At 45.3% G+C, this 20417-nt stretch carries 20 protein-coding genes and 1 pseudogene; 6 read left to right on the forward strand and 15 right to left on the reverse strand.

Translation table 11 applies throughout. The annotated features are described in order from the left end of the window. Nucleotides 1–25: 25 nt before the first annotated feature. Both tnpC and ACZ5QV_RS02600 read left to right on the forward strand, forming a co-directional pair. Nucleotides 26–1588: an IS66 family transposase gene (gene tnpC, locus ACZ5QV_RS02595; RefSeq protein ID WP_464599444.1), complete on the forward strand. Its 1563-nt coding sequence runs from the start codon at nucleotides 26–28 to the stop codon at nucleotides 1586–1588. Between the two features lie 9 nt (nucleotides 1589–1597). Continuing rightward, nucleotides 1598–2056, forward strand: a pseudogene (locus ACZ5QV_RS02600) (IS1634 family transposase); the annotation flags it as partial. Nucleotides 2057–2344: 288 nt separating this feature from the next. Here ACZ5QV_RS02600 and ACZ5QV_RS02605 read toward each other — a convergent pair. The 3 genes from ACZ5QV_RS02605 to ACZ5QV_RS02615 all read right to left on the reverse strand — a co-directional run bounded on the left by ACZ5QV_RS02605 (nucleotide 2345) and on the right by ACZ5QV_RS02615 (nucleotide 5852). Continuing rightward, nucleotides 2345–3076: an ABC transporter ATP-binding protein gene (locus tag ACZ5QV_RS02605; protein ID WP_464602009.1), complete on the reverse strand. Its 732-nt coding sequence runs from the start codon at nucleotides 3074–3076 to the stop codon at nucleotides 2345–2347. Between the two features lie 71 nt (nucleotides 3077–3147). Next, on the reverse strand, nucleotides 3148–4347 hold the full coding sequence (locus ACZ5QV_RS02610) for an ABC transporter permease (protein WP_464601095.1): 1200 nt from the start codon (nucleotides 4345–4347) through the stop codon (nucleotides 3148–3150). Nucleotides 4348–4349: 2 nt separating this feature from the next. Continuing rightward, nucleotides 4350–5852 (reverse strand): COG1361 S-layer family protein, encoded by a 1503-nt coding sequence (locus tag ACZ5QV_RS02615; protein ID WP_464601096.1) that lies wholly within the window; start codon nucleotides 5850–5852, stop codon nucleotides 4350–4352. A gap of 616 nt (nucleotides 5853–6468) precedes the next feature. On the opposite strand from ACZ5QV_RS02615, the gene ACZ5QV_RS02620 reads away from it, so the two are divergent. Beyond that, entirely contained in the window at nucleotides 6469–6714 is a 246-nt protein-coding gene (locus tag ACZ5QV_RS02620) for a hypothetical protein (RefSeq protein WP_464600228.1), read from the forward strand. A gap of 734 nt (nucleotides 6715–7448) precedes the next feature. Here ACZ5QV_RS02620 and ACZ5QV_RS02625 read toward each other — a convergent pair. The 5 genes from ACZ5QV_RS02625 to ACZ5QV_RS02645 all read right to left on the reverse strand — a co-directional run bounded on the left by ACZ5QV_RS02625 (nucleotide 7449) and on the right by ACZ5QV_RS02645 (nucleotide 10626). Further along, nucleotides 7449–8381, reverse strand: a complete 933-nt coding sequence (locus ACZ5QV_RS02625) for a TrmB family transcriptional regulator (RefSeq protein WP_464601097.1) — start codon at nucleotides 8379–8381, stop codon at nucleotides 7449–7451. Between the two features lie 125 nt (nucleotides 8382–8506). After that, the gene (locus ACZ5QV_RS02630) at nucleotides 8507–8875 is read right to left on the reverse strand and encodes an ATP-binding protein (RefSeq protein WP_464601098.1); all 369 of its coding nucleotides are present in this window, start codon (nucleotides 8873–8875) and stop codon (nucleotides 8507–8509) included. A gap of 127 nt (nucleotides 8876–9002) precedes the next feature. Beyond that, nucleotides 9003–9365 carry a CGGC domain-containing protein gene (locus ACZ5QV_RS02635; RefSeq protein WP_464602010.1) on the reverse strand — a complete coding sequence of 121 codons (363 nt, stop codon included), beginning with the start codon at nucleotides 9363–9365 and terminating at the stop codon, nucleotides 9003–9005. A 103-nt stretch (nucleotides 9366–9468) separates the two neighbouring features. Further along, nucleotides 9469–9807, reverse strand: a complete 339-nt coding sequence (locus ACZ5QV_RS02640; protein WP_464601099.1) for a cupin domain-containing protein — start codon at nucleotides 9805–9807, stop codon at nucleotides 9469–9471. A gap of 159 nt (nucleotides 9808–9966) precedes the next feature. Continuing rightward, nucleotides 9967–10626 (reverse strand): NAD(P)/FAD-dependent oxidoreductase, encoded by a 660-nt coding sequence (locus tag ACZ5QV_RS02645; RefSeq protein WP_464601100.1) that lies wholly within the window; start codon nucleotides 10624–10626, stop codon nucleotides 9967–9969. 203 nt (nucleotides 10627–10829) lie between these two features. Between ACZ5QV_RS02645 and ACZ5QV_RS02650 the strand changes: the two genes are divergently transcribed. Then, a complete protein-coding gene (locus ACZ5QV_RS02650; protein ID WP_464601101.1) occupies nucleotides 10830–11186 on the forward strand; it encodes a winged helix-turn-helix transcriptional regulator in 357 nt (118 codons plus the stop codon). 184 nt (nucleotides 11187–11370) lie between these two features. Here ACZ5QV_RS02650 and ACZ5QV_RS02655 read toward each other — a convergent pair whose 3' ends face one another. From ACZ5QV_RS02655 to ACZ5QV_RS02680, 6 genes are all read right to left on the reverse strand, one after another. Then, the gene (locus ACZ5QV_RS02655) at nucleotides 11371–11739 is read right to left on the reverse strand and encodes a DsrE family protein (protein ID WP_464601102.1); all 369 of its coding nucleotides are present in this window, start codon (nucleotides 11737–11739) and stop codon (nucleotides 11371–11373) included. A gap of 363 nt (nucleotides 11740–12102) precedes the next feature. Then, complete coding sequence (locus ACZ5QV_RS02660) at nucleotides 12103–14718, reverse strand: valine--tRNA ligase (RefSeq protein WP_464601103.1); 2616 nt, start codon at nucleotides 14716–14718, stop codon at nucleotides 12103–12105. A 212-nt stretch (nucleotides 14719–14930) separates the two neighbouring features. Further along, nucleotides 14931–15671: an HAD family hydrolase gene (locus ACZ5QV_RS02665; RefSeq protein WP_464601104.1), complete on the reverse strand. Its 741-nt coding sequence runs from the start codon at nucleotides 15669–15671 to the stop codon at nucleotides 14931–14933. A 62-nt stretch (nucleotides 15672–15733) separates the two neighbouring features. Continuing rightward, complete coding sequence (locus ACZ5QV_RS02670) at nucleotides 15734–16675, reverse strand: phosphotransferase (RefSeq protein ID WP_464602011.1); 942 nt, start codon at nucleotides 16673–16675, stop codon at nucleotides 15734–15736. 190 nt (nucleotides 16676–16865) lie between these two features. Beyond that, nucleotides 16866–17261 carry a molybdopterin-dependent oxidoreductase gene (locus tag ACZ5QV_RS02675; protein WP_464601105.1) on the reverse strand — a complete coding sequence of 132 codons (396 nt, stop codon included), beginning with the start codon at nucleotides 17259–17261 and terminating at the stop codon, nucleotides 16866–16868. 6 nt (nucleotides 17262–17267) lie between these two features. Continuing rightward, nucleotides 17268–17546 carry a hypothetical protein gene (locus tag ACZ5QV_RS02680; RefSeq protein WP_464601106.1) on the reverse strand — a complete coding sequence of 93 codons (279 nt, stop codon included), beginning with the start codon at nucleotides 17544–17546 and terminating at the stop codon, nucleotides 17268–17270. Between the two features lie 647 nt (nucleotides 17547–18193). On the opposite strand from ACZ5QV_RS02680, the gene ACZ5QV_RS02685 reads away from it, so the two are divergent. Further along, on the forward strand, nucleotides 18194–18859 hold the full coding sequence (locus ACZ5QV_RS02685; RefSeq protein WP_464601107.1) for a hypothetical protein: 666 nt from the start codon (nucleotides 18194–18196) through the stop codon (nucleotides 18857–18859). Nucleotides 18860–18955: 96 nt separating this feature from the next. After that, entirely contained in the window at nucleotides 18956–19744 is a 789-nt protein-coding gene (locus ACZ5QV_RS02690; protein ID WP_464601108.1) for a C15orf41 family protein, read from the forward strand. Between the two features lie 78 nt (nucleotides 19745–19822). Here the strand turns inward: ACZ5QV_RS02690 and ACZ5QV_RS02695 are convergent, their stop codons facing one another. Next, a complete protein-coding gene (locus ACZ5QV_RS02695; protein ID WP_464601109.1) occupies nucleotides 19823–20308 on the reverse strand; it encodes a phosphopantetheine adenylyltransferase in 486 nt (161 codons plus the stop codon). Nucleotides 20309–20417: the final 109 nt, after the last annotated feature.

A 20417-nucleotide genomic window follows, 5' to 3' on the forward strand; every position in this document is an offset into this window, starting at 1 on the left:
ATCATCGGATTTTGGAATGAGGTTTATGAAATGTGAAGAGATTCTTACTCAATGCCGTTCAGACCCTGAATCCATTGTTTCATATATTGAGGATCTTGAGTCTCGGTATGAAGATCTTGGATCTCGGTATGAAGATCTTGGATCTCGACACGAAGAGCTTGAATCTCGGTATGAAGATCTTGGATCTCGACACGAAGAGCTTGAATCTCGATATGAAAATCTTGAATCCGAAAACACCGAACTTCGAGAAAGACTTAATGAGTTAGAATCTCGCCTAAAAAAGAATAACCAAAACCAAAAAAGAAATCGACTTCCCTCTACTAACAATTCTACTGATAAAATACCTCAATCAAAAGGTTCACAAAAAGGAAGTTTTAGACGTCCTGGCGGCCAAAAAGGGCATCCTGGTTCTACATTAAGGATGATTAAAAATCCTGATAAAACAATCATTTATAAGCTACATAAATGTGAACATTGTGGTTGTAACATTGAGAAGATTGAAGTTATAAATTACGAGAAGAGACAAGAATTTGAAATAATTGTAAGGCGTAAAGTGACCGAACATCGTGCTGAGATCAAAAAATGTCCTTATTGTAACCGCAAAAACAAAGCTGCTTTTCCGAAATCAATTACAAAACCTGTCCAATATGGCAATATGGTTTTAACAATTGCAATTTACCTCCGAAACTACCAATTGATTCCCTATGACCGAATCAAGAAATTATTTAAAGATGCCTTTGGATTTGATATAAGCGTTGGTACAATAATTAGGGCAGAAAATAAGTTATTTCACAAGTTGAAAGGTGCTACAAACCACATCAAGAAGCAACTGATAAAAGAAAATGTCATCCATGGTGATGAAACTGGAATCGACGTTGGTGGTCAAGGGGAATACTGCCATTTAATCTCTACAAAAAAATATACATACTATTTCCATAATAGGAGTCGAGGATCAAAAGCAATGAATAAAATGGGAGTGTTGCCTAAATATAGAGGAATTATAGTCCACGATTTCTGGAAACCCTATTTTAAATACAAATGTGAACATGCGGCATGTAATGTCCACATTCAAAGAGAACTTAAAGACATTTATAACATATTCAAGCAAGTGTGGGCTGAGGAGATGTCTGATCTCCTATATGAAATTAAAAAATGCGCAGACTTTGCCAGAAAACAGGGCATACAAATAGATGAAGATACGCTCAAGACCTTTAAAGAAAAGTATCAGTCAATACTAATGAAAGGATTTGAGGACAATCCTCCACCTGAAATCTCGAAAGACAATGGGGTTAAAAGAGGAAGAAAAGCGCAGAGCGATGCAAAAAATCTCCTTGATAGACTTTCAAAGTATGAAAAAGAAATCTTGAGGTTTGCTACGGATCTAAGAGTTCCTTTCAGTAACAACCAAGCAGAAAGAGATCTCAGAATGATAACAGTTCAGCAAAAAATATCGGGAGATTTTAGGAAACCCCATGGAGCAGATGTTTTCTTTAGAATTAGGGGATACATATCTACACTAATAAAGAATAATATACCTACTATAAGTTCACTTCATGCGGCGATTGAAAATGTGCCACCCTTACCCTGAATAGATACGAAAAAACCTCAGTTAAAGTTCTGGATTGACGAAGAGAATAAAAATAAGCGCGAAAATTCATTAGGAAAAAATATACTATTTACAGATAAGCACCGTTGGCACACTAAAAAAATTGTGCAAACATACAACAATAAAGGCGCTATAGAGGATGATTTTAAGCTATTGAATGATCACCTGCTTGTCCCTGTGGGACCGGTGTACCACCACAAAGATGAAAATATCAAAGTTCACGTATTTCTGTCTATAATTGGCTTACTTTTCTACAGATATTTAGCCTGGGAGACAAAGAGATATGGTCTTTCTATGAGAAGACTAATTGAAAATTTGTCCGAAATTAGGCTGGCAGTTATCCAGGATAAAGAATCAAATAAGTGTAATATTATTCTGGAAGAGATGAGTACAAAGCAAGCATCATTATTTTCTTTCTTGAACTTGGGTAATTACCTGCCACCCCAATAAAAACGTCATCAGTAGGATTATTCATTCCTTAGGCCCACACAAACAAAGCCGCTTGATAACGGAAAAACATGCATCTTTGAAAGTAAAGTTTGATGCTAAACCCGAGTTGCACTTCCCGAGTTGCGCTTCCCGAGTTGCGCTTCGGGATCACAGGAAATCGAAGATTTCCTGGGAGTTGCGATGTAATCGCAACAGCACGCGGTCCGTTTCGCTCGCTTCGCGAGCTCAAGCGGACTTTTTCCCGGCGTCTGTTTCTTTTCCTCATGCGGATTTTTGAAAGGGGACCATTTAGTTTTCTGGTGTTTTGTCTATGAAACAGTTTGGCCTTATTCCTTCGGATTCATCCACCAAAATCCCGTCTTTCAGTCTTATCACTCTATCGACATAGTCCACATGCCAGTCCTCATGGGTGACCATTACGATTGTCTGGCCGTCTTCCTGGTTGAACTTCCTGAACAGGTCAAGTATCTGTTTTGAAGCTACACTGTCCAGGTTTGCGCAGGGTTCGTCCGCAAAGAGGACTCTCGGTTTATGGGCAAGTGCTCTTGAGATTGAGACCCGCTGTTGCTGGCCCCCACTCATTTTTGAGGGGAGCTGTTTCAACCGGTCTCCGAGTCCGACGGCAGTAAGCATTTCGGAAGCGGCTTTTTCGTATTCTTCTTTGCTTTTTCCCTGCATCATGAGGGAAAGGTAGACGTTTTCAATTGCGGAAAGTTCAGGAAGTAAAGCGTAGTCCTGGAAAACGTAGCCGAGGTTTTTGAGGCGGAATTCTCCTTTTTCTTTGTCGGACATTTGAGAAATGTCAACAGAATCTATTATGACAGTCCCGGAGCTGGGGGTGTCAAGGAGGCCCAGCTGGTTTAAGAGGGTTGATTTGCCACTGCCACTGGAACCCATTATGGCCACGAATTCCCCGCGTTTGATTTCAAGGCTCACGCCCCGAAGGGCACGGACTTCCACTTCTCCCATCCAGAAGGCCCTTGTGACGTTTTCTGCTTTGATAATCACGTCATTTTCCATATTGTCCACCTTATTTTCCGTATTGTCCACCTTTTCCGTGTTATTTTCCATTTTATCACCATCCTGGATTTTCATTTGCCCCAGATCAGTTCAAGGAGGTCTTTTTTGGCAAGGTTGTGGGCAGGAATGACAGAGCCAATTACTGCGGCCAGGAAGAGAAGGGCTGCTCGACTGAAGGCTTCGGAATTTTCCAGTATCAGGCTGATGGGGCCTACGGCGATTTCGAGGGGGTGAGTAAGCGTATAGGGACTTATTATGTAATGCATGATGAGGTAGCCCAGCGTGATTCCAGTGAAGGCGTAGAGCATGGCCTGGATTACAAAAGAGGCGACGATTACTTTTTGGTCAATTCCGATGGCTTTCTGGACTCCGATCTGGCGTTTTTTGTTTACAATGTTTACGTAGATCACAACAAAGATGATCACGAAAGCAATCATGAGGCCAATTGCACTGAAAGCGTTTCGGAGCAGGGTAAGGGTTTTTTCGATCGTCTTCAACATGCCTGCAAACTCATGCCAGGTCCGGACCTCTTCTTTGACCCCCAGGGAGAGCAGATTCATCCGGGCATCTTCTTCACTTATGTCGGAGGTGGTTTTTATGGCGATTTCATGAGCCTGGTTTTCCACGCCCAGGATTTCTTCCATATCCGTTTTGCTGATATAAGCCGACGAATCGGTTGCGGAATAGAGGGTGCTATAAATACCTTTTACCCGAAACTCTTGTTTTACACCGTCGATTTTGACATCCACGGTATCCCCTACATCCACCCCTCCTAGGGACCTTGACTCCATAAGGGCCCCATACCCGCCTGAAACTTCCCGGCCGAGGATGATCTCTCCCCGATCGAGGCGGCTGATGAACTCTCCGCTGAGCATGGCTGACTCCAGGTCCGTAACCTGGGACTCATCCACGGCGTCTATCCCGTAAATCACGGCCCCCACATCATTTTCTTCATAGCTTATAACCCCTGAATATCTCAGGCGGGCTGAAGACCCTATGATTTCGGGAAGGCCTTCTATTTTTTTCTGAAGGGCTGTGACATCTTTTATATATTTTTCTTCATTTGCAGGCTCGATGACCAGGTTTCCGGTCTGGTAATCCACCATAAGTTTATTGAACTGAACCGTAACCCCGCCGAGCATACTTGAAAAGAGCACGATCTGCAAAAAAATCAGGGTCATGACCAGGACCGTAAAGGCCGTGATCCCTTTGTTGCCTCTCATTATGGAGCGGCCGGCAAGAAAACCGGCGACTCTGGCTTTTTTAAGCATGATCAGGCATCTCTTTCTATTTTATCACTGAGTTCTTTTTCATTCGAATTTTCTTTTATGTTTTCTCTCTGGTTTCCCTTCGGATTTTCATTCGAATTTCCCGTCAAATTTTCTTTCTGGTTTCCCTTATTCTTTCCAATAAACCTGGAAAGCGAACCGAGGCGTCCCCAGGGGCAGATCTTCCCGTAAGAACAGCTCTTTCCGCTGGGACAGGCTTTTCCTTTTCTTATCATGAACGTTATTACAACAAGCATGAAAAGCGGGATAACAAAGATAAAAGAAGGGATCTTCGAGTTTTTCCCGGCCACACTGAAGGAAAGGTTTTCGATAAGCTGGTGCTCTCCGAAATCGTCTTCATACTCGACTTTGAGAACGGGGTTCTGCTCTCCGGCTTTTTCAGGAATAATAGTAAAAACAGCAGGGGCATCGTCTTCTTTTTCCAGACGTCCGAGGAAGGCGTTTGTGCTACCGCTGCCCTCAAGCCCTTCAAGCCTGGCTTTTACGAAACGTGCTTCTCCGTCTCCAACATTTTCAAGCCTCAGGATAATGGATACTTTCTGCCCGACCACGGGCATTTCCGGATCGAATTTGAGACTTGCAATATTTACTTTGGCTTTATGAATTACGTTAACCCCGATTTCCTGGGCTTTGTCGATCCGGAAGGTTTCGGCTTCGTTTGAGGCGGTGATCCGGAGAGGGATCCTGTAGGGTTGAACTTCGGCGTTGCTGCCCAGAAGGAGTTTGAAGGACAGATTTTCGGAACTTCCGGTTTCCAGAGCTTCGAGGAAACGGACGTTGTCTTCCAGGGGGACTATGGGAGAAGACCCGTTCAGGTCCAGCATCACCCTCACGTTTTTGGCGTCTCCGTTTCCGGCGTTTTTAACTGTTGTCCTGAGGATAAATTCCTGCCCCGGAACCAGGACGTCAGAAGAGGTATTTTCTTCGTTTATCGGAAATATTTCCGTTCCCGTGAGCACAAGGTCCGGGTTTCCCTCGACAAGAATGGGAATTTGTCTTGAAAAGCTCACATCGGTTCCGTCTTCGATTGTAAACTCAAGCTGGTGAACTCCCGAGGAAGCTCCCGAATCCACTCTGAAGTGGAAGTCCAGCTCGACCTTTGAGCGCTGCTTGATCTGTTCAATCCTGAAAAATTTTTCCGTGTTTGTCCCGGAACCGTAGACCTGTGAAGTACTGTATTTAAATGTGAATGGGGCCAGTTCTTCGATCCCTATTTTCACGTTTTCGGCTACTTCGTCGCCGGCATTTTCAATATTAACTTTTATAAGCAGGTCTTCTCCCGGTCGGGCCGGGTTAGGGGAAATTTCCGAGACTTCAATATTCAGGTTTGTGTCTCCGGAGATCACAGTCGCCGAGCTTGCGGCCGTGGCTGTGGCTGCCAGAAGAGCGCTTATTATCAATACGGCAGCTACAAAACGGAAGACAACTGCGGAGGCTGTATTTTTCTTAAAACCACATAGCTTTTTTTCTTGATTGGCCGACTTCATAGTTAATACCAATCAATGGATCTAGCTTATAGGCGTTATACTCAGTTTACAACCCGCAAAGAGTTGTATTTGGATCGCTTGCCTGCCTCAGGTTATCTGCTTCAGGTTACCTACCTCATGTTTATTTCCCGGAACCTTCTGATTAAAGGAATGAGTCAAATATAATATCAAGTATTTTTGTTTACCATTCCTTAACCACGGAAAAGCACGGAAAGACACGGAGTGCGACAAGAAGTTATATCTTAAATTGCAGAAACGCTATCCCCTCCATTCGGGGTAACCCTACCAGGATGTGCGTCGCTAGTAATGGCGGGGTGCAAAGCTCTTGGGACAATGTGAAGACCTCTGAAAGTCCAATTTGGAATATTTGCTAGGGTAAGGATTCTATGGAGAATGTAATGTGAATCATTGTAAGAGTCGTGATTTCCGACAAGCGAAAATGGACTGCGCTTGAACCAAAAGGTACGGAATCAGACTGTGGTGGCTTCCGTGACGCTACAGGGAATGGACAAACGGTTCTCGGCTTATAGATGGCTCCTAAGGAATCCATAATTATTTAGGATATAGAACTTGGTAAGCCCTATATGTTCCCTTAATGGGTAGGAAATCCGTAAGGATGTACGATGACATAGAGGGTAAAGGAATCAGTATAAAGCGAATGTCAATCTGTAATGGATTGAATAGAGGTTCAAACTTTGCCTTTATCCGAAAGGATGCAAACTTACTGAAGGTGTTTTCTTGTGAAAACGGAAACAAACTCACTAATGTAAGATACTCAAAGACACCAACCGGTGAGAGGCTTACAGACAGCAATGTTAAGGGGCTGTTATCCGAAATCACAAAATCAGTTATGGATAAATAACTGATGCCCGATACAGAAAGGGTTTGAAAACGCTTGAGCCGTATGAAGGGAGACTTTCACGTACGGTTCTTAGGGGAGAAAGGAGGAGCAATCCTCCCAACTTACCTGACAACCGGCCTGATGGCCGGTGATTAAGTTGGATCTTTATGTAATAGGATTCAAAAAATGCCCTGGATTTTTTGGTGGTCCATTTGTATTCGGTTGATATTATATGTAGGAACAAGTCAAATATATTCACCCAGCTTTAAAATTTGGAATTTTGAAGATATCTATTCAGAATCACTATCAAGCGGACTTTTAACCACGGAACACACGGAAATACACAGAAAATTTTCCAAAATAAGATTTATAATCCGCTTGAGGTCGTGCAGCGAGCGAAACGGATCCCGTGCTGTTGCACTTGCAGTGCAACTCCCAGGAAATCTTCGATTTTCTGTGATCCCGAAGCGGAACTCGGGCGACGGAAGGACACGGAAACCGGCCTGATGGCCGGTGAGTAAATTGGATATTTATATAATAGGATTCAAAAAATGCCCTGGATTCTTTAAAAAGGACGAAAAAATGCTGGAAAAACCTTCAATGGCGTCTTCCTGCATTTTTTTTCCATGTATTCCGTGTGTTCCGTGGTTTGAATGCACACACACCAAACACCCCCTCACACAAAAACACAACATGTATGAGTATGAAGCAACTCCCAAAATAATACCTGAAGTTATATTTTCACCATTCCTAAGTTAATTCTCGGAATCTGAAGCCAGTGTATCAATTTCAATCCTTTTTCCCGCATTCCACATTAGCTCAAACTCTTTTTGGAGGTTTTTTGCAAGCTCGGGGTCCCAGATTTTCACAACCGAAATGAGCCGGGATTTATCCAGAGGATGAGGGTGTAGCAGTATCACCAGCTTATCGTCAATGACTCCAAAATGCGAATTGACATCCCTGCTGACCCTGAATTCCAGGTTTTTTTTCAAAATCGTCAGGGTTTTTTCATCTTTTCTGGAAAGAAATGAAACAAAATTAATAAACTGTGAGGAAACCAGCATCCTGACTTTAACGCCTCTTTCAAGAGCGTTTACAAATTCCGAAAAGACAAGGGTAAGTACCGGCATTCCAATGGAATGAGGGATCACACATACCGATTCTTTAGCTTCGCTGTAGAGAGAAATTACAAACTTTTTAATTTCAGTTTCGGTAACTGCGGTAGTCCAGAAGATGTCATCTTTTGATTTATGAGCCGTGACGGGCCTGAGCGCCTGCTTCGCCTCTTCAAGCGCAGTCTGCAAAAGATCCAGTTCTTTTTCAACTTCGGCTTTTCGTTTTTTAAAAAGCGAATCCAGAGCAGCGTCCGGCTCGACAGGCCTGTATTTTTTGGGCCTTGAGGTTTGAATTTCGAGAAAGCCCTTCTCTGCAAGAGACTCAAGAACCGTATAGATCTTGCCATAAGGCACCTCAGCATCCTTATGGATTGGTCTGGCTTCGGAAACACCAAATTTAAGAAGAGATAGGTAGGCAGCCGCTTCATAGGCAGTTAAGCCGCTTTCTTGCAGGAGCTTTTTCTTTTGCACGGTCACAGTTATAACTTCCTGATAGTTGAGCACCCCAATAGTTAGCTTCCCGAGTTGCACTTCGGGAGCATGCGGTCCGTTTCGCTCGCTTCGCTCACTCAAGCGGACTTTTTCCAAGTGTCGGTTTTTTCACTCAAGCGGACTTTTTCCAGGTGTCGTTTTTTTTCACTCAAGTGACCTTTTTTCCGGCAGCTTCAAGCATATTAAAAAAATAATAACTGAAATTTTTACCCGTGAATCAGGGTCGGAATGCAGCGTGTACAGACCCAGAGGCTTTCTGTTTTATGTCGCATTGGTATAAGGTAGTGTGTGTCTTCTCCGGCCCCACATTTGAAGCAGTGGATGGAAAGGTCAGTTTTTCTGGGCTGGGCTTCTGCTTTTTCTTTATTGAAGGCCACTGTGTAGCGTTCTTCGATTGAGATTGCGCCTTCGGGGCAGATTCCTATACAGTAACCCATTCCGTCACAGAGTTCTTCGGATACGACTTTTGCTTTGCCGTTTATGATCTTAATTGCGCCTTCGGCACAGGGGGATACACATTTCCCGCAACCGGTGCATTTTTCTTCGTCGATTTTTACAATCAATCGTTTTTCCATGGTAATTACCTTTTTTGCCTCTCTTTTCCCGGATCTCTGTGGTCTGTTCAAGATGTGAGGTCCGGGAAAGAGGGGTTGATGGTGTGTTGGGATTATATGTTTATCGAAATGAAATTCTGAAATTTTATCAGTGATGGGTGCCTTCAACTACTTTGATTCCTGCATCCTGAATTGTTTTTCTGATGGTGTCCAGGTTCGGGCATTTCGGGTAACTGCCTTCCATCAACATGCAGGAACTGAGGTGGACGACGCCAGGACTGTGTTTTTTCAGGGCTTTGATCAGGCGGTAGACCCTTCTGCCCGAGCAGCCTCCGCAGGTGAAAAAGGCAATCATTTCCGTGTTTTCGTCGTAGTCTGCGAAATGTACTTTCCTTTCGTTGAAAGCCTTGAAACAGCCCACACCGGGGCAGGCTTCCGAGACGATCTCGCAGCGTATGACCGCAATTTTTGTGGGTTTTACGGGTTTTGCAGTCTCTGGGACCTCATTCATATTTTCCATCTTTTCAGCCTCAATAACAGGTTTTTCTTTGACCATTTATACCAGTTTTCCTTTTTCCTGTTTTAGGGAAGTTTACGGATCAGAGGGCCTTTGTTTACAGCAGGCGAGTCTGTTCTGTGGGCCTGGGGGTTTTTACCACGAGTACTCTGAAAGTCCCCTCTCCGGGGTTCAGGAGGCGGTGCGGAATTTTTGCGGGGCTTTCGATTAACATGTCCTGACTGACTTTTTCCTGTTCGTCCCCTATCTCAACTACGCCCTCTCCTTCAAGTATGTAGAAAAATACGTCCACAGGAGTAATGTGTTTTTTCAGGGCTTCCCCGGGCTTGAGTTCAATGTGCATTACCTGGGCATTTTCCGTGTCATAGAGTTTGCGGACACTTACTTTATGAGGATTGGGGTTTTCGGGCACTGTTTTTACATAGAGAGTTTTCATAGGATGACGCCTTCCGTTTTTGAGGAATTTGGATATTTCAGTAAGTTCAGGTATTTGAGGAAATTCGGTCAGTTCTGAAAGCCTGCGGGTGAAAATGAGGATGAATGGGGATGAATGGGGATGAATGGGGATGAATGAAAACCGTAATGAAGGAAGGGCTTAAAGCCCCACCTGTTTTTTAAACTCCTCAAGGCCAATTTCATCAATGAATTTGCCGAGTCTCTTTTTTGTGCCGGCTTCTTTGTAGTATGTAAGGACTCTGGCCACAGCGTCCAGAACTTCTGCTTCAGAAAGGCCTTTTGCGACGACGTCGGCAAGTCTGGGCTTTGCGGCCGCGTTTCCGCCAAGCATGAGAGTGTAGCCTACTGCGGTGCCCATGATCCCTATGTCTTTGATCGCGGGCTCGGAGCAGGAATTCGGACAGCCGGAGACTCCCATTTTTAACTTGGAAGGCATGGCCATTCCGTGGTAGAGCTCATCCAGTTTCAGGCCGAGACCCACAGCATCCTGTTTGCCCTGCTTGCAGAAGGTCGTGCCGGGGCAGACCTTGACGCTTCTTACACAAAGTCCGAAGGCCGCTCCGGGAGCAATCCCCAGATCTTTCCAGGCCGAATCAAGGTCTTTTTCCTGTAAGCCCACAATTGCGATCCGCTGGGCCGAAGTCACCTTAAGGGCAGCAGCCCCGTATTTTTCCGCAACCTCTGCGATTTTCTTTAGAGTTGCCGGATTTGTGATCCCTCCGGGAATGTGGGGAGCTATTGCGTAGGTTTCTCCGTCTCTCTGAACAATTGCAGCTTTTTCCGGTAAGTTATTTTTCAAGTTTTTATCCTCCTTTATATCCTGCTTTTTTTTACACCCTGCTTTCTTATGCCCATATCAGGAATCTGGCTCTTCTGGTAGCTGGCATTTCTCATTTTTCCATTTTTAGGGGGTGTATCAATTACTCTTAAACAGGATTCCTTTTCAACACTGGTATTATAAATATACTACTTTATATAGAAGATGGTTTCTATAGACATACTATGAAAGACTGCACTGTGTATAAGACAATGAATATTATAGGAAAAAGGTGGACCATCCACATCATCCTGGAATTGTACAAAGGAGAAAAGAAAGAAAAGCGTTTTAACGAATTGAAAAGAAAGCTCGGGACCATAACTTCAAAAGTTCTTTCGGAAAGACTGGACGAACTCGTAAGTGAAGGATTAATTGAAAAGAGAGTGGAAAGTTCTACCCTGCCCCTGAAGTCTGAGTATTTCCTGACGGAAAGCGGAAGGGATTTCGTAAAAATCATTCAGGCAATAAAAAAATGGGGGTTGAAGTGGAAGTTCCAGAACAAAGAATGTGAAAAAGCTCTGTGCATGTACTGTGACATCTGAAGTCCGGATGTACATCAACTATCCCTCCTTAAAATTTTAGCCTCCGAGTTCAGGTTTTTGAGGAGGGTTTTTCCTTTCCTCCGTGATTTCGAAAAGAGACAGAAAAGAGCACAGAAAGGAAAATAGAAAGGCCTGATAGAAAGGGAGATTTGGGCTCAACCGAGCCTCTGAAAGATGTTGAAATTCATAAGTTAATGATTAACTGGTTTTCCTCACAGTACTTAAGGAAAAGCTCTGCTATGTCTTTGGAATGGATAAACCCGATTCCGGGAATGAGTTCATCCTCTTTCAAACCCATCATATCCGATGCTAGCTGGCAGCATTTAAACTCCACCCCCAGATCAATGCATTCCTGCATCATGGCATCATATTTTGGTGAACCTCTGCATTTGTCCTTCTTTGCCAGTAACACTCCCATGGGCCCCCAGAGGATGACAAGTACGTCCAGCTCCTTACTCCGGTAATACTTTGCAAATTTAAGAGTCTCCTGCGGACTGGTGCTTTCATACACCATGTTTTTGAGCAGCAGTAATACTTTTTCGACTTTTGTCATAAAAACCCCATAGTGAAATAGTACTTTTCTGAAACAGATTACTTTGATGTATATAAATGTTCACATTCCGAAACAGTTTTACTTTTTAAAAAGAGATTGTTCCAAAAATCACATTCGGAAGGAGTTGTTTAAAACCGGGAGTGTTTTAAAGTAAAAAATATGTGTTAATGTATAAAAATATCCCACGAATCTTTTAAAAATATATTGGCCTTTTTGGAATCATAACTAATTTAAGGAAGTGAGGCCGGAAGCCCGGACAGGGTTCAACTTTTCCCCAGAGTTGATTCATCCCGCTTTTTGCTTCCGACCTCTCATTTTTCCCGGCCCGCCTTTTTAAACTGGTAGTCTTTTTAATCGGGCCGTTTACCTGACGATCACAACGACTGCGCCGCTGATATCCAGCACATCGACTTCCCGTCCACCGGATATGACTTCTTTCTTTATCTCAACGGCCTCGGCTTCGAGTTCGACGGTTTCTCCGGAAACGTTTATTGAAATCTTTCCGGAGATCGCCTGGGCCTCGATTGCTGCAGGGGCTTCTGCCTTGAGGGCATTTACAACAGCTCCGGCTTCTTTTCTGAACCTGGGGCCCAGAATGCCCATATTGGGTTTGACCTCAACAGGCACATATTCGAAGGTTGGAACCCCTTCCATGAGTTCGACATTGGCATTTGTGGCTCCCGCAATGTCCCCTATATCGATATCCACGTTGTAGACCTCTATTTTTTTCAGGGGGGCATTGAGGGCCAGGCCATGGTCGGCCTTGTAGCGGCGGATGTTACCTGTTATGTCCTTGATAAGTTCTCCCGCGGCCTCGGCTTCCTTACTGATAAGGCTTTCCTCAACCTCGGGCCAGGCCTGGGTGTGCACGCTTCCACTTCCGTTTCCGCTTCGGGAGTACATTTCTTCGGAGAAGAAGGGCAGGAAGGGGGCAAGCAGACGGGTGAGGGTATCAACCGTCCTGAAGAGCACATAACGAGCGGCCTGCTTTCCTTCAGGCTCGTCTCCATAAAGCCTGTTTTTCACAAGTTCCAGATAGTTGTCCGCAAGAACCTCCCAGGCAAACCCGCGAATGGCCTTGAAGGTGGAATCGAACTGGCAGTTGTCCATGTCCTCGGTTGTGGCCCGAACTAGCCTGTTCAGTTTGCTCAGGAGCCACCTGTCAATAGGCAACAGGGAATCTGTGGAGAAGTTCCCGGCATCTTCCGGCCCGAAGTCTTTCAGGTGGGACATGGAAAAGCGGTAAATGCTCCACATCTTCTGGAGGAACCTGGAAGCTGCGACAACTTCCTTCCATCTGAACATAATGTCCGAGCCCGTGGATCCGCCAACGGCCCCCCACTGCCTGAAAGCATCAGCACTGTAATCGACTGTCACTTCCTCGGGGGAAATAACGTTTCCGAGGGACTTGCTCATCTTATGCCCATCGGGCCCGAGCACCATCCCGTTGATCATGATGGAGTCCCAGGGTCTTTTTCCTTCGAGGATGTGGGTCCTGAGAATCGTGTAGAAAGCCCAGGTCCTGATGATGTCGTGTCCCTGAGGGCGGAGCTGGGCAGGCAGGCGGAGCTCGTGTTCGCTCTCCCAGCCTGTGACGTGCAGGGCTGTAAGGGAGGAGTCCATCCAGGTATCAAGCACGTCGGTTTCAGGCTCAAACTCGGTGGAACCGCACGTGCAGGCCTTCTTCGGACCCTCCTCGTTCGGGTCTATGGGAAGCCAGGCTTCCTCTGCGATCATTATTTCCCCGCAGTGCTTGCAGTACCAGATGGGAATCGGGGTTGCAAAGATCCGCTGCCTGGAAATGCACCAGTCCCATTCCATGGTCCCGGTCCAGTTCTCGAGCCTGACCTTCATGTATTCCGGAAGCCATTTGATCTCGTTGGCCTTTTCCAGAATGCCTTCGGGGTCGATCTTGACGAACCACTGGGGCTCAGAAAGGATTTCGATCGGAGTGGAACAGCGCCAGCAGAGCCCGACGTTCTGGTCGAGGGGTTTCTGGTCGTAGAGGAAACTTCCGGCCTCAAGGTCGGATATGACGGCTTCCCTGCACTCTTTGAGGCTCATGCCCTCATATTTGCCAGCCGCGTTTGTCATTTTTCCTTCCCTGTCAATGGCCTTTATGAGGGGCAGTCCATACTTGACCCACCAGCGCACGTCCTGCTTGTCCCCGAAGGTACAGATCATAACGGCCCCGGTCCCGAATTCGATTTCCACGTCTTCGTCCGCGATTAAGGGGACTTCCTGCCCGAAAAGGGGAACTTTGATGGTCTGTCCGACGTATTCCTTATAGCGCACGTCTTCCGGGTTTACGGCCACGGCCACGCAGGCTGCCATGAGTTCGGGCCTGGTGGTTGCGATGTCTACCTTATCAAAGTGGACGAAGTTCAGTTTTGTCTGCCGAGCCTCGTACTCGACTTCCGCAAAGGCGATTGCGGTTTCACAGCGGGGGCACCAGTTTACCGGGTGTTCTTCGTGATAGACCCGGTCTTTCTGGTACATTTTTACGAAAGATTTCTGGGTTTTTACGAAGTACTCGGGCTCCATAGTCACGAATTCGTTGCTCCAGTCCACGGAAAAGCCAAGGTGCAGCATGGTCTGGCGCATCTTATCAATGTTACCCAGGGTCATCTCCCTGCACATCTTCCGAAACTCGGCCCGTGGGACCTGGTTTTTCGTAATTCCGTGAGTCTCTTCCACCTTGACTTCCGTAGGTAACCCGTGGCAGTCCCAACCCTGGGGAAACATCACATTATAGCCACGCATCCTCTTGTAGCGAGCCATGAAGTCAATGTAGCACCAATTAAGGGCATTTCCGATGTGGAAGTTCCCTGTGGGGTATGGTGGAGGGGTATCTATTATATACTGGGGACGGGGGTCTTCTCCCCAGTTGAAGTGGTACATGGAGAGGTCCCAGGAGGACATCCATTTTTCCTCAACTTCAGTTGCGTTATATTCTTTTGGAATTTCCATTTCGGTCATAAAAAAGCACTCCGATGATAAGGAAATAGTATAAGAATTTCGTGGGGTTTTAGAATGCTTGCGATTATTTAAATATATCTGGTTTGGGGCCGAAAATGAATTTAGTTCCCATGAGTAAAAACAAGCAGAACGGAACCGAAAGGAAAAAGGAAAAAAAGGAAAAAAGGAAAAAGGAAAAAAGGAAAAAAGAAAAAAATGAATGAACTAATTGATCATCTCAACCCAAATATGTCCCAGGCCTCCTCGATATTCATGGTGCACATCCCCAGTTTTTTGGCGGGTTTGATCTCATTTTCATAGGAATCCCCGATAGACAGGACGGACTTTGGCTCGTATTCCAGGCCCAGTTTTTCAAGAGCGGTCATAAAAAGCCGGAGATCCGGTTTCTTGTACCCTACGTCCGAGGAAAAGATTACAAAATCGAAATAGTCATAAAACCCAAGGAAGCGTAGTTCAAGCTCGGAAAAGACCCGCTGCCCGTTTGAGATTATGCACTTCGGGATGTTGATGCAACGTTCAATTAATTTTATACTCTGCGGGAAGGGCCTGAGTTTGCGGATGGAAGCTGCCCGAAAGACCCTGGCCGTCTCGACCCCGAGCCTTTTTTCATTTACTCTCCAGATCGCATTTTCCCTGCAGATCTCGGCAAAGATTTCTTCAACCCTCACCTCCGGGTATATTTCCAAGGATTCGTCCATCTTTTCCCTGATTTTGAGCATATAGGAATCCCGCAGTTTTTCCGGTTTTATTATTACCCCCTGATAAGACAGCCAGTGGCTTATCATCTCATAGGTCTCATGGCTGTGTTCATCGGTATTAATATCTATAAGGGTCATATAACAGTCAAAAATAATCCCCTTTATCTGGCAGGTCTCAAAAGTAAGCTCTTCCTCACTTCCCGTTTCCAGAGGGAAGGGAATAAGCTTCCCTACGCCTCTTTCTGCCCCTTCCATCGGATCGTCTGTGCCTATAAATTATTCCCCCTGTATCTGAATACATTACTTTCTCAAATTACTCATCGGACTGCTTTTAAACACGCTATTGCTTCATTGATAAGATAATCCCAGTGTTTGCTTCTGTGCAGCCTGGCAATACGGAGTAAACCCACACTCATGTAGAAGGGCAGGACCTCTGTAATCTGCCGAAATTCCGTCTCATTTTTACAGTATTCCCAGAGAAAATGTCCTATATAGGGTTCAGCCCCCCGGTCTCCCCCTTTATGCAATTCAAAATAATTCTTAAGTTCCGCAGAAAGAATCCCCAGGTCCCGGACCGGGTTTCCCTGGTGCCAGGAACTCTCAAAGTCAAGAGCGTAAGGTTTGCCTTTACAGAATATGTAGTTGGCAGGATGTACATCTCTATGAACCATACAGCCGCAGTCCCGGTCAATGAGGGAACTGTTCCACCATTTCCCAAGCAGGTGGTTGAAGGTTTCCCGGGTTTCAGACTCAAGCCGGAGATGGTCCAGAGCTTTATGATAATTTGAAAACTCCTTTGTTTTGTCATAAGAAGAAGGAGTGTGAGTATGCAGTCTGCGGAGCAGCCCGGCAACGGCCCCCAATTTATCATAAAGCTGGTCTTCGTGCTTGAAATACCAGGAAAGAGATTTTCCGGGAATGTATTCCGTTACCAGGGCGCAGTGGAAATGCCTGTTTACAGCGAGGGGCCTTGCGACATCGATCACTGAAGCCGCTTTTTTCAGGTTTCCGTATTCGTTCATCATGGCTTTATACGGGTTATATTCCCTCAACTGGCCTGTTGGTTCAGCAAAAAATTTCGCGATTACACTGAACTGCTCTCCTTTAAAGGAATACCTGCAAACGGTATGGGAAGCCGAACTATATTTGAAGACAAGCACTTCACAGTGTTTATTGTGAATCCTCTTCCCGAGTGTCTCTACAAGCCAGTCCCTGAAAGGGTCCCCCGGTCCCAGGGTATTCACATGATATTGCGCCAGATGTATTTCCCCCCACACTATCGGACCCGGGAATATTCCCCCTGCAAATGAGGGGCTTTCCCGACCCTCCGCACTCCCGTCATCCTTAAATATATTTTCTTGAGGTACATATTGGACTGATTCTTATTTAACTTTACAGGCATTACTGCCAGATACGAAGTTGTTGTTTTATAGGGAGAGTATCCAGTTCTTACCCCCTGCTTTCAAAAGCCGGCCCTCCCACATTGGCCCTGTTATTATAACCTCTTTCTTCCCAGTACCCCCTGTAAGGGGAATCAGTCAATTCGATTCCGGTAATCCATTTTGCCCACTTGTAACCGTATTTCCCCTCGGCCACGAGCTGTAGAGGAAAGCCCCGGTCTGGGGGCAGGGTAACGTCGTTGAGTTCGTAGGCAAGGATTATGTCATTTTCAAGCAGGTAGTCAAGTTCAAGGGCTGTAGAATAGCCATCCGCACTGTAAAATATGACCGTGGTCACATTTTCCCGGCCCTCATCTCCCACTCCCACCCCCTCAAAAAGGTCCGCAAGCCTGATCCCGGTCCATTTTGCTGTAAAACCCCAGCCCTCCACACAGTCCAGGTCCACAAAAATTCAGGCAGGGAGCCCGGTTGCTTTAGCGCCGGGAGGAATGCCGCACTTCTCTGTCGAATATTCATAACCATCTGTCCTCTGTAATACTTTGAAGTATTTTTTATTAATAGAGATCCTTTTCCCCTCTTTGTTTTTGATGTCGAAACTACCCGATTTTCTACAAGCAACGGAACCAAACCATGTCCCTTTGTACTTGCCTTTGGGTACAACCGCCTTGACTGTATCGCCAGTTTGAAAACCAAAAAAGGTTTTTTGCCTGGTCAGTAGTGTGTAACTCACTACATTAATTCTTTTCATGAGTTAAAAGATTACGTATAGCAGTACAAAAAAGAATTATACCCGCAAATAAAGCTATTCCACCACAGACTTGAAACAAAATCATAGTTAGATTACTGATTTTCATTGTTTTAATAGTTATGCGCTTGGTGATCTCCGGCAGGTCTGGAGCTTCAAGCCTGGAAAGATCACAGGAAAGAGAAAAAATAAGAGGAAAACGATAGCGTGCTAATTTTTTCCCCACGTTTCCCCATGTTTCCCCGTGTTTTCTCCACTAAAAAAAAATGGTCGTGTCCGTGAGTTACTGACAACCATAAGCATAAGAATCTCTATGCATTTTTCCTAAACACGGGGAATGTGCTTGTTTTATTAGATTTAATCTACGACTCAAGGACACGACCCTTTATTGTATATATAAAAAATAACAAAGGAATTTACAGTTTTCAGTCAATTTGAATGAAAAAACCGACCCCGAAAAAAATCCGCTTGAGCTCGCGCAGCGAGCGAAACGGACCCCGTGCTCCCGAAGCGGAACTCGGGTAGTGGAACTCGGGAAGCGGAACTCGGGAAGAAGAGCAGGAAGCCCCCGGTTTTAACTTGAGTTGCTGACCGTCAAGTATTATTTATAGACTGCACATCTATGTATTAGTATGTCACTCCCTGATGTTTGTCCCCTTGATGATAAGCCATGCAAAGGAAGAGAATGTCACCTCTATTGCGTTGAATGGCGAACACAGGAACCTCTGTGCCTGGTGGGCTACCGGTCAACAGGTAAGATCGGGGCCGGTAAAGCTTATTTTGAGGATAATTACGCCGAAGAAACTTTCAAGAAGCTTCGGAAACAGCCGGACCCTGGAAAACAAACAGTTCCTGTGAAAGATGAAAAGGGTGAAAACCCTGCGGAAAAGAAGAGACGAAAGTTCAAACCCTGGCCGGAATTCCCTGTAAGTAAACATACAGGTGAGGCCTCCGAAGAATCCCATAATGGAAAATTAAGGGCCTGGGAAACTGTAAGACCTGATGAAGGATTAAAGCCTGAAGAATCAGGAAGAATCGGAGAAGCAATAAGATATAATGAAGCTGAAAAGACTCCTTTAAGGTCTAAGGCACGTTTAAAAGGAGCACCTGCTGATAAAAAGGAGTTACCGGTAAAAAAGCCTCCGCAATTTAAGGAAAGGGTTGTCAGCAAGGATATACATACCACAATTATCAGTTCTGTCACAGAGCCTGATAAAGAGCAGGAAAAGCGCAGGAAAATCAATAAAATTATGGAACTTGACCTGCCTGATGCATCTGAAGAAGAGTTCTGGAGTTGAAGAATTCTGGAGTTGAAGAATTCTTCATATTTCACCAGAAAAATCATGTAGCCGAATAATTCCGGATTTAATTTCGGATTCCTTTGATGATTGACAATGGACAGATCAACATACAATAAAATATACAAATCACTGCAGAGTTTCGAGGATGTCTTCCGGCTTTTGAAGGAATATTCCGAGCCTCCGGGCGTGGTGGCCACGCTGCTTAACCAGAAGGTCGTAAAACTTGCGAGAAACAGCCATAGAAGCATCCACGGAAGAGACGAAGAGCTGTTTTTCCGCTGGAAAACGGGCATGTCCATCCTCGAACTTGCCCGCAGGTCCCATTTCCCCCCCACCCTTATGGCCTCGCTGATCATGAAAAAATACGGGTTTTCCAAAAAGATCACTAACCTGCTCTTCCGAAACCCGGAACAGATCCAGAGTGAACGCCTGAGGCGAGAGGTAAAAAAAGCTTTGAATGCTGATTATTTCTTTTCCCCACGGGCCCACGCCATGCAGGTCCTGAAAGGGGACATGGGGGAAGAAATTATAGGGAAATGGCTGGATAAGCATGAAATTGCCTATTTAACCGAAGCCGAACTCCGGGAAAACGGAGAAGGAAAGACTCCGGACTTTGTTTTGAAAGAGCCCCTTTCTATTGAGGGGTTAGAGGTCAAGTGGATTGAGAGCAAGGCTCTTTTCGGAGACGAAAGCGAGCACAGACACTACATGAATAAGCAGTTTAACGAATATTCCAAACTTTTCGGGGAAGGGATGGTAGTGTACTGGTACGGCTTTCTGGAAGGCCTAGCCTCGGAGACCTACCTTATAAAGGACCACAGCTTTTTTGCAGAATGCCAGGAAGAGGTCGATGAGCTCCTGAATTACCTGGTTTACTGGTGAGAAATTAAAACAAATTCATTGAGTGGGAGCTGAGAGGGCCCTTTCCCTCCCCCACCCCTTCTTCCACAAATTCTCGATTTATTCCGGGCCCTCACCCCGGTCCCCTTTCTCTTTAAGCCTGCCGTGCCCGTCAATTTTCCCTTCTGCGATTCTGGTGGAAGAAATTGGGATTCCGTCCTCGGCCATTACGTATTCAACCCTTGCGATTTTCAAAGGAGTAAGGCCTTTTTCTTCCCGCAAGCGGTTGATTTTCAGGGCCACGGGATAGGTCTCAGGAGAGACCACGATATAGTCGAAATCTCCATCGAGGGTGGGGCCGTAAGGGTCGTTCAGTTTTGAGATAATATAATTTTTATCAGGGATATCCAAATTTTCGAGGAATTCAATAAGTTTGGTTTTTCGGCATTCATAAGCATGGGCTTTATGATTTTTGTTAATCATCTCGTCCGATGTGAGTCCTATATAGACCTTCTCACCTTTTGCTATCTCGAATGCTTTTATTACAAGTACCTCATGTCCATCATGCAGATACTGAAACGTTCCGCCTACGGCAACCTTTGGCATGATGGGAAATAGGCATCCACTAAAAAGAAGTTTTTGGTTTTTTCCTAAACTTTAGGAAGATACCTGCCTTTTTTGCAGTTTCACATAATACAAAAAATTCAACGTGACA

It is taken from the genome of Methanosarcina baltica (assembly GCF_055394095.1).